8 protein-coding genes are annotated in these 9707 nt (G+C 63.8%); 3 read left to right on the top strand and 5 right to left on the bottom strand.

The features are described from left to right. The 3 genes from acs to VNQ78_RS06740 form a co-directional block, all read left to right on the top strand. On the top strand, positions 1–1519 hold a 1519-nt coding region (gene acs / locus VNQ78_RS06750), incomplete at its 5' end, for an acetate--CoA ligase (RefSeq protein ID WP_325687941.1). Positions 1520–1788: 269 nt separating this feature from the next. After that, positions 1789–3579 carry an MFS transporter gene (locus VNQ78_RS06745; protein WP_325687939.1) on the top strand — a complete coding sequence of 597 codons (1791 nt, stop codon included), beginning with the start codon at positions 1789–1791 and terminating at the stop codon, positions 3577–3579. Positions 3580–3636: 57 nt separating this feature from the next. Then, positions 3637–4005, top strand: coding sequence for a response regulator (locus VNQ78_RS06740; RefSeq protein WP_325687936.1), 369 nt, complete (start codon positions 3637–3639; stop codon positions 4003–4005). 56 nt (positions 4006–4061) lie between these two features. Here VNQ78_RS06740 and VNQ78_RS06735 read toward each other — a convergent pair whose 3' ends face one another. From VNQ78_RS06735 to VNQ78_RS06715, 5 genes are all read right to left on the bottom strand, one after another. After that, positions 4062–5075 (bottom strand): oligopeptide/dipeptide ABC transporter ATP-binding protein, encoded by a 1014-nt coding sequence (locus VNQ78_RS06735; RefSeq protein ID WP_325687934.1) that lies wholly within the window; start codon positions 5073–5075, stop codon positions 4062–4064. Beyond that, the gene (locus tag VNQ78_RS06730) at positions 5065–6177 is read right to left on the bottom strand and encodes an oligopeptide/dipeptide ABC transporter ATP-binding protein (RefSeq protein ID WP_325687932.1); all 1113 of its coding nucleotides are present in this window, start codon (positions 6175–6177) and stop codon (positions 5065–5067) included. The genes VNQ78_RS06735 and VNQ78_RS06730 overlap by 11 nt, the downstream gene beginning before the upstream one ends. A 1-nt stretch (position 6178) precedes the next feature. Next, on the bottom strand, positions 6179–7102 hold the full coding sequence (locus VNQ78_RS06725) for an ABC transporter permease subunit (protein ID WP_325687930.1): 924 nt from the start codon (positions 7100–7102) through the stop codon (positions 6179–6181). Between the two features lie 3 nt (positions 7103–7105). Next, entirely contained in the window at positions 7106–8023 is a 918-nt protein-coding gene (oppB, locus tag VNQ78_RS06720; RefSeq protein ID WP_325687928.1) for an oligopeptide ABC transporter permease OppB, read from the bottom strand. A gap of 72 nt (positions 8024–8095) precedes the next feature. Beyond that, positions 8096–9700: a peptide ABC transporter substrate-binding protein gene (locus tag VNQ78_RS06715; RefSeq protein ID WP_325687925.1), complete on the bottom strand. Its 1605-nt coding sequence runs from the start codon at positions 9698–9700 to the stop codon at positions 8096–8098. Between the last annotated feature and the right edge of the window lie 7 nt (positions 9701–9707).

Here is a 9707-nt window from a genome sequence, read left to right as displayed (position 1 = left end):
GGCGGCCTTCGCCATGCTGGCCTGCGCCCGGATCGGGGCGATCCATTCGGTGGTCTTCGCGGGCTTCTCGCCCGATGCGCTGGCGAACCGGATCAACGATTCCGGCGCGAAGCTGGTCATCACCGCCGACACCGCCCCGCGCGGCGGCAGGCGGACGGCGCTGAAATCGAATACCGACGCGGCCCTGCTGCATTGCTCGGACCGGGTGCGCTGCCTTGTCGTCAAGCATACCGGCGACCAGACGACCTGGATCGACGGCCGCGATGTGGACGTGCTGAAGCTGATGGAGGAGGTGAGCCCGGAATGCCCGCCCCGCCCGATGAATGCCGAGGATCCGCTGTTCGTCCTTTATACCTCGGGCTCGACCGGCAAGCCGAAGGGCGTGGTCCATACCTCGGGCGGCTATCTCGCCTTTGCGGCGATGACGCATCAATACGTGTTCGACTATCGCGACGGCGACGTCTTCTGGTGCACCGCCGATGTCGGCTGGGTGACCGGCCACAGCTATATCGTCTATGGCCCGCTGGCCAATGGCGCGACCACCCTGATGTTCGAGGGGGTGCCGACCTGGCCCGATGCCAGCCGCTTCTGGCAGGTCTGCGAAAAGCACAAGGTCACGCAATTCTACACCGCGCCGACCGCCATTCGCGCGCTGATGGGGCAGGGACCGGAATGGGTCGACAAATATGACCTGACCAGCCTGCGCCTTCTGGGCACTGTGGGCGAGCCGATCAACCCCGAGGCGTGGGTCTGGTATGACAAGCATGTCGGCAAGGGCCGCTGCCCGATCGTCGATACCTGGTGGCAGACCGAGACCGGGGGCCACATGATCACCTCGCTGCCCGGCGCGATCGAGGCGAAGCCCGGTTCCGCGACGCTGCCCTTCTTCGGCGTCAAGCCCGAGGTTTTGGACCCCCAGACCGGCGAGGTGCTGAAGGGCAACGGGGTCGAGGGGGTGCTGGCCATCGCCGACAGCTGGCCGGGCCAGATGCGCACCGTCTGGGGCGATCACCAGCGCTTCATGGAGACGTATTTCCAGCAATATCCCGGCTATTACTTCACCGGCGACGGCTGCCGCCGGGACGAGGACGGCTATTACTGGATCACCGGGCGCGTCGATGACGTGATCAACGTCTCGGGCCATCGCATGGGCACGGCCGAGGTCGAGAGCGCCCTCGTCGCGCATGAGAAGGTGGCCGAGGCGGCGGTCGTCGGCTATCCGCACCATCTGAAGGGGCAGGGCATCTATGCCTATGTCACGCTGATGAACGGGGTCGCGCCCAGCGATGACCTCAAGCGCGAGCTGGAAACCTGGGTCCGCACCGAGATTGGTCCGATCGCGAAACCGGACCTGATCCAATGGGCCCCCGGCCTGCCCAAGACCCGTTCGGGCAAAATCATGCGCCGCATCCTGCGCAAGATCGCCGAGAACGACTATGGCGCGCTTGGCGATATTTCGACCCTGGCGGAACCCGCCGTGGTCGACGACCTGATCGAGAACCGGATGAACCGGGCTTGATCCAAGACTGCACCGGGTCCAGAGGCCCGGTGCAACCGCCGGCAGAAAGCCGGCCGACGCGGGCCATCAGCGCGCCGCGTCCGATGCGGAAGACCGTGCCCGGATAGGGAGGTTTTCGGACACGGGCGACATATCACCGCCACCAAGGCGGACATCAAGCATCGAGGAGGGCAGGACCCTTCGTCAGCCTTGCGGCATCGCGCGCGCAGGGGGCGGACCTGTCCAGGCCAACAACAGCCAGTCGAGGGCTGGCGACAGGGAGGAGCCATATGGCTTATAACCAGACGGAAATTGCGAGCGCGCGCTCGCGCCCAATGACCCCGGAGGAGAAGAAGGTCATCCTTGCCTCCTCCGCGGGCACGATCTTTGAATGGTATGACTTCTATCTCTACGGCTCGCTCGCCGCGATCATTGGGGCGCAGTATTTCACCTCGTTCCCCGAGGCGACGCGCAACGTTTTTGCGCTCTTGGCCTTCGCGGCGGGCTTCATCGTGCGCCCCTTCGGTGCGCTGGTCTTTGGCGCGATGGGCGACCTGATCGGCCGAAAATACACCTTCCTCGCCACGATCATGATCATGGGCCTCTCGACCTTCCTGGTCGGCCTGCTGCCGGGTTACGGCAGCTGGGGCGTCGCCGCGCCGATCATCCTGATCGCGTTGCGCATGGCTCAGGGGCTTGCGCTTGGCGGCGAATATGGCGGTGCCGCGGTCTATGTGGCCGAACATGCGCCGCAGGGTCAGCGGGGCTACTTCACCGCCTTCATCCAGACCACGGCGACGCTGGGCCTGCTGCTGTCGCTGATCGTGATCCTGCTGGTTCAAAGCTATGTCAACGGAAACTGGGATCCCAGCCCGGTTCTTGATGCTGCGGGCCAGGCGGTGATGAACGCGGACGGCACGCCCAAGATGATCAAGGCCTTCGATCTCTGGGGCTGGCGGATTCCGTTCCTCGGCTCGATCTTCCTGCTGGCGATCTCGCTCTATATCCGCCTGCAGATGAACGAAAGCCCGGCCTTCAAGAAGATGAAGGAAGAGGGCGCGCAGTCGAAAGCGCCGCTGAAAGAGGCCTTCGGCACCTGGAAGAACGGCAAGATCGCCCTGATCGCGCTGCTGGGTCTGACCGCCGGTCAGGCCGTGGTCTGGTATTCGGGACAGTTCTACGCGCTGTTCTTCATCCAGAACGTGGTCAAGGTCGACAGTTTCTCGTCGAACGTCTTCGTCGCCTGGTCGCTGATCCTTGGCACCGGGGGTTTCCTGTTCTTCGGCTCGCTCTCGGACAAGATCGGGCGCAAGCCGATCATCCTGGGCGGCTGCCTTCTAGCCGTGATCACCTATTTCCCGGTCTTCCACATCCTGACCAAGACTGCGAACCCGGCGCTCGCCGCCGCGCAGATGACCTCGGTGAGCGTGACGGCGGATCCCGACACCTGCTCGTTCCAGTTCAACCCGACCGGGACGGCCAAGTTCACCTCCTCCTGCGACATCGCCAAGGCGATGCTTGCCAAGTCCTCGGTGAACTATGAGAGCGTGGCGGGCCCCGCGGGTTCGGTTGCCGAGGTCAAGATCGGCGACACGGTGATCCCGTCCTATGACGCGGCCGCTCTGACCGGAGCCGACCTTGCCGCCGCCAAGTCCACCTTTGAAAAATCGGTGAACGACGCATTGGGTGCGGCCGGCTATCCCCTGACGCCCGAGGCCAATACCACCGTCGCCAAGGCCAACCACTTCTTCGACATCTTCACCATGCAGAAGCTGTCGGTGGTGCTGATCCTGACCTATCTGATCATCCTCGTGACGATGGTTTACGGCCCGATCGCGGCCATGCTGGTCGAACTGTTCCCGACCCGTATCCGCTATTCCGGCCTGTCGCTGCCCTATCACATCGGCAACGGCTGGTTCGGGGGGCTGCTGCCGGCGACCGCCTTCGCCATCTCGGCGCAGTCGGGCAATATCTATGCGGGCCTCTGGTATGCGATCATCGTAGCCGGCGCGACCGTGATCATCGGGGCGATCTTTGTCCCGGGCGGCACGCATAAGAAGGACATTTTCAAGGACGACTGACAGGTCCATGCCGGGCCCGTTCGCGCGGGCCCGGTTTTCTTGTAACCGGGCCGGATGATGGCAAATATTCTGATCGTCGAGGACGAGGACAATATCGCCCTCGCTCTGGAATTCCTGCTGACGCGCGCGGGCCACAAGCACCGGCGGCTGGCGGTCGGGGCGGGCGCGCTGGCCGAGATGCGCGGCGACCGTCCCGATCTGGTGCTGCTCGATGTGATGCTGCCCGATATCTCGGGCTACGAGATCATTGAGGCGATGCGGGCCGATCCGACCCTTCGCGACGTCCGGGTGCTGCTGATGACCGCCCGAGGCTCGGTGGTCGAGCGCAGGCGCGGGCTGGAACTCGGCGCGGATGGCTTCATTGCCAAGCCCTTCGAGCTGGCCGAATTGCGCGACGAGATGGCCCGCCTGCTGGGCGCAGCCTGAAACGCAGGCGGGTCAACCTCGCCCCGGCTTCGCGCCGGGGCATTTTTATTTCCGTATCAGGCGGTTCGCGCCATTTCCTCGGCCAGAAGCGGACCGGGAAAATGACAGGCGGTCAGGTGGTCGTCCCCGCAAAGCGCCGGCCGCTCGCTGGTGCAGAGCGGTTGTGCGCGCGGGCAGCGCGTCCTGAACACGCAGCCCGAAGGCGGGTTCATGGGCGAAGGAAGCTCGCCCCTCAAGGGGATCATCCGCTTTTGCCGCTCCAACTGCGGATCAGGGATCGGAACGGCCGAGAGCAGCGCCTGGGTATAGGGATGCTGGGGTTGGGCATAAAGCGCCTCGGCCCGCGCAAGCTCCATTACCCGGCCCAGATACATGACCAGCACCCGGTCCGAGATATGCTTCACGACCGAGAGGTCATGCGCAATGAAGATCAACGCCAGCCCCAGGTCGCGCTGAAGATCGGCGAGGAGGTTGATCACCTGCGCCTGAATCGACACGTCCAGTGCCGAAACTGGCTCGTCGCAGATCACCAGCTTGGGCTGTACGATCAGCGCGCGGGCGATGCCGATGCGCTGGCACTGGCCGCCCGAGAACTCATGCGGATAGCGGTTGATCTGGTTCGGCAGCAGGCCCACCCGGTCCATCATGTCCTTGACGCGGCGCTTGACCTCGTCCCGGCCGAGGCCTTTGTGATGGGTGGTCAGCGGCTCGGCGATGATCTGGCCGACGGTCATGCGGGGATTGAGGCTGGCCAGCGGATCCTGAAACACCATCTGGATCTCGCTGCGGTATTTCAGCATCCGGCGTGGAGACAGGCCGATCAGATCCTGACCGTCCTGCCAGATCGCCCGGCCCGTCGCGGGGACCAGCCCGATCAATGCGCGGGCAAGCGTCGACTTGCCCGAGCCGGATTCCCCGACGATACCCAGCGTTTCCCCTGGCATCAGGTCGAAATCCACCCCGGCCACGGCTTGAAGATGACGCGGCGGGGTCCAGGGCATGGCGCCGGCGGTGGGAACCTCGAAGGTGACGCGCAGCTCGCGCGCCGAGATCAGCGGTCTAGCGGTCATTGGACGGCTCCTGCTCGGAGGCGGCGAGGCCGGTTCCGGCCACGGCACCCGCCGGGATCAGGCCATCCGCCTCGGGCGGGGCCTCATCTGGCAGGGCGGCGGGTTCGGGCAGATCGGGTTGCGGCGCATGGCCGGCGCGGATCGTGGCGAGCGCAGCGTGGCAGGCACGCTCGCGTCCGGGGGCGAAATCCTCCAGCGGCGGCATGATCTGCTGGCAGACCGGCATCACATAGGCGCAGCGCGGCGCAAAGGGACAGCCCGCCGGCGGATGGGTCATGTTGGGCGGGCTGCCCGGAATGGCTAAGAGCTTGTCGCCCTTCTGGTCCACCCGCGGGATCGCCGCCAGCAGGCCTTGGGTATAGGGATGGGCGGGATCGGCGAAAAGCGGATCGACCGGCGCGCGCTCCATCACCCTGCCGCCATACATGACCATCACCCGCTCGCAAGACCCCGCAACGACGCCGAGGTCATGGGTGATCAGGATCAGCGCCATGCCGAATTCGCGCTGCAGGTCGGCCAGAAGCTCCATGATCTGGGCCTGCACCGTCACATCCAGCGCCGTCGTCGGCTCATCCGCGATCAAGAGGTCAGGCCGGCAGAGCAGCGCCATCGCAATCATCACCCGCTGGCGCATCCCGCCCGAAAACTCATGCGGGTAAAGGCGGATGCGACCCTTGGCGTCCGGGATCTTCACCGCGTCCAGCATACGCACGGATTCCGCCACCGCCTCGCGCTTGCTCAGGCCCTTGTGCAGCGTCAGAACCTCGGCCATCTGGTCCGAGACGCGCATATAGGGGTTCAGGCTGGTCATCGGATCCTGAAAGATCATCGCAATGCGATCGGCCCGGATCCGGTTCAGGACGGCGGGCGGGGCGTTCAGGATCTCGGTCCCGTCGAAGCGGACCGAGCCGGAGGCGCGGCCGTTCCGCGCCAGCAGCCCCATGATCGAGAAGGCGAGCTGCGATTTGCCCGAACCGGATTCGCCGACGATCCCCAGTGTCCGGCCGCGGCCCACGTCGAGGTTGATGCCGTTGACGGCCGAAACCTCTCCATCCGTGGTGGCGAAGCGCACATTCAGGTCGCGGATTTCAAGAAGACTCATCCTAGCGATCCTTCGGGTCCAGCGCATCGCGCAACCCGTCGCCGACGAAGAAGAAGGCGAAAAGCGTGATGCAGAAGAAAAAAAGCGGGAAGGCGAGTTGCCAGAGCGTGCCGTAATTCATCGTGCCCGCGCCCTCGGAGATCAGCGCCCCCCATGAGGTCAAAGGCTCCTGCACGCCGAGGCCGAGGAAGCTGATGAAGCTTTCCGACAGGATCATCAGCGGCACCAGGAGCGTCGCATAGACCGCGACCACGCCCAGAAGGTTCGGGACGACATGGCGGATGATGATCTTCCACCCCGGAACGCCGGTGGCCCGCGCCGCCTCGATAAATTCTCGGTTCTTGAGGCTAAGTGTCTGGCCGCGAACGATTCGTGACATTTCCAGCCACGAGATGAGCCCGATCCCCAGAAACAGCATCGACATCGAGCGGCCGAAGATCACCAGAAGCAGGATCAGCACGAACATATAGGGAATGGCGAGGAGGATATCGACAAGCCGCATCATCACCGCATCCGTCCGACCCCCGACATAGCCCGCCGTCGCGCCATAGAGCGTGCCGACGATCACCGCGATCCCGGCGCCGATCAGCCCGACCATCAGCGAGACCTGCGTGCCCTGCACCGTGCGCGAGAACAGGTCTCGGCCCAGATCATCGGTCCCGAAGTAATGCCCATTGGCCCAGCTCGGCGCGCCAAGCTGCGCGGCCTGTCCCATGACCGAGAAATCCATTTCCTCGTTCGACCATGCGGCGAGGTGATTGCCGAAAAGCGCGAAGGCGACGACGAGGATCAGGACGGCGAGGCTGATCATGGCCGCCTTGTTGCGGCGAAAGCGGCGGCGCGCATCGGCCCATGGGCTGCGGCCCCTGACCTCGGCCTCGGCCATGCGCGCGGCGAGGGAGTGCATCTGTTGCGTGTCGATCATGGATCAATACCTGATCTTCGGGTCGATCCATGCGTAAAGCACGTCGACAACGAGGCTGAAGAGGATGGTCAGCGCGCCGACGAGGATCGTGATCCCCATCATGACCGCATAATCACGATTTAATGCGGAATCGACGAAACTGCGCCCGATACCGCCGGTCGAGAAATACATATCCACCACCACCGATCCGGTGATCATCGTGACGAATGCCGGTCCCAGATAGGAGATGACGGGCAGCATCGCGGGCTTCAGCGCATGGCGCAGGATCACCTTGCGCTCGGGCAGGCCCTTGGCGCGTGCGGTGCGGATATGGTTCGAGCCCAGCACCTCGAGCATCGAAGAGCGGGTGATCCGGGCGATCGAGGCCATGAAGCTGGTCGAAAGCGCGATGACCGGCATGATCCAATAGATCGGCCCGCCCCAGCCGCCGCCGGGCAGCCAGCCAAGCCAGAGCGTGAAGATCAGGACGAGGATTGGCGCCATCACAAAGTTCGGCAGAACCTGCGCCCCGATCGAGGTGCCGACGGCGAGATAGTCGATCCATGAGTTCTGCCGGATCGCCGCCGTGACCCCCAGCGAGACGCCGAAAATGACCGCGGCGGCAAAGGAGAGCGCGCCATAGGTCAGCGTGACCGGAAAGCCCGCCGCGATGATCTGGTTCACCGAGCGGTCGGGATAGACGAAGCTGGGGCCGAAATCGAAATGCGCGACGATGCCCCAGACGTAATGGACGATCTGCAACCACAGCGGATCATCCAGCCCATATTTCGCATTGAGATTGGCCAGCACCTGCGGTGGCAGGGCGCGTTCCTGCGTGAAGGGGCCACCGGGGGCAGCATGCATCAGCAGGAAAGAGACGACGATCAGCAAAAGCAGCGTCGGGATGGCGACGGCAAGTCGCCGGAGGATGTAACCGAACACGTACAGGTTCCCGAACTAGGTGCCGGACGGCAGCGGCGTGGCGGCCCCGCAAAAGGGACCGCCGCCAGTTGATCACTTCTGGATGCGGTAGATGTCCTTCGCATACCAGTCGTTCATCACGTTCTCGGTCGGCAGTCCCTTGATGTCGTCGCGGATCATGTCGACCTTGGCATATTGATAGATCGGGATCAGCGGCATGTCCTCGGCCAGGATCTTCTCGGCCGCGGTATATTGCGCGTTCGGATCGTCGGATGCCTTGGATTCGTCCATCAGCTTGTCGAACTCGGCATTCGAATACTTGCCATAGTTCATGCCGGTGCTGCGGAAATAGTCGAGGAAGGTCGAGGCCTCGTTATAGTCCGCGCACCAGGCATAGCGCGCCATCTGGAAATCGCCCGATTGCAGGCGGTCGGTATGGACCTTCCATTCGACGTTGTTCAGCTCGACCTGAACGCCCAGCTGCTTGAAGAATTGCTGGGCCGCGACGGCGATCTTCTTGTGGTTCTCGTCGGTATTGTATTGCAGCGTCACCTTCAGCGGCTTGTCGGGGCCATAACCGGCCTCGGCCAGCAGCGCCTTGGCCTTTTCGAGACGCTCGGCCTGGCTGAAGGAGGCATAGTCGATCTCGGGCATCTTGAAGCCCTCGATCGCCCAATGGGTCCAGTTATAGGCAGGCTTCTGGCCGCCCTGAAGGATCTGGTTCACCACCACGTCGCGCTGCATCGCATAGGACAGCGCCTTGCGGACGCGCACATCCTTCAGCGCCTCGGGGCCGTTATCGCGCAGGTTGAAGAGATAGGCGTAAGTGCATGAATAGGGGATGGAAATTGCCTGATCGGGGAACTCTTCCTTCAGGCGCGGATATTGCCCGGCCGGGATCTGCACGCGGTCAAGCTCTCCGGCCTGGAAACGGGTCAGGGCGACGTTGTTGTCGTTGACCGTCAGGCCCTTGATATGCTCCATCACCACATTGGCGGCGTCCCAGTAGTTCGGATTCTTGTCCATGCTGATCTGCACGCCCAGATCGTGGCTTTTCAGGACATAGGCGCCGTTCCCGACCAGCTTGCCGGGCTGGGTCCAGTTGTCGCCCTCGGCCTCGACGACCTTCTGGTTGACCGGGAAGGTCGAGGCATGGGTCACCATCTTGGGGAAATAAGGCGTCGGCGTGGTCAGCTTCACTTCCAGCGTGTGATCGTCCAGCGCCTTGACGCCCAGCTCCTCGGGCTTCTTCTCGCCCTTGACGACGGCGGTGGCGTTCTCGACGTTCATCAGCTCCATGAACCACGCGTATTCCGAGGCGGTATCGGGGTTTGCGAGCCGCTGCCAGCTATAGACGAAATCGCCCGCCGTCACCGGATCGCCATTCGACCATTTCGCCTCGGGGCGCAGGTGGAACGTATAGGTCAGCTTGTCGTCCGAGACATCGAACGAGGTCGCGACACCCGCGATCGGCGCGCCCTTGGCATCTTCGTTGAGAAGCCCCTCGAAAAGCTGGCGGATGATGTCCGAGCCCTCGACATCCGTGTTCTTGTGGGGGTCCGAGGTCTTGATCGCGTCAAGCAGCCAGAACGTATAGCTCTGGTTCTCGGCAAGCTTCTCGCCGGCCGCTGGCTGGACCGCAAAGGCGGGCAGGGCCAGACCGACGGTCAGGGCCGTGGTCAGGAACAGGCGTGTCATCGGGGCA

Source organism: Paracoccus sp. (in: a-proteobacteria) (assembly GCF_035556475.1).
In the GTDB taxonomy this organism is placed as follows: Bacteria; Pseudomonadota; Alphaproteobacteria; order Rhodobacterales; family Rhodobacteraceae; genus Paracoccus.
Note: the sequence above shows the minus strand (reverse complement) of the source record. Positions and strands in the feature narration are given on the sequence as shown.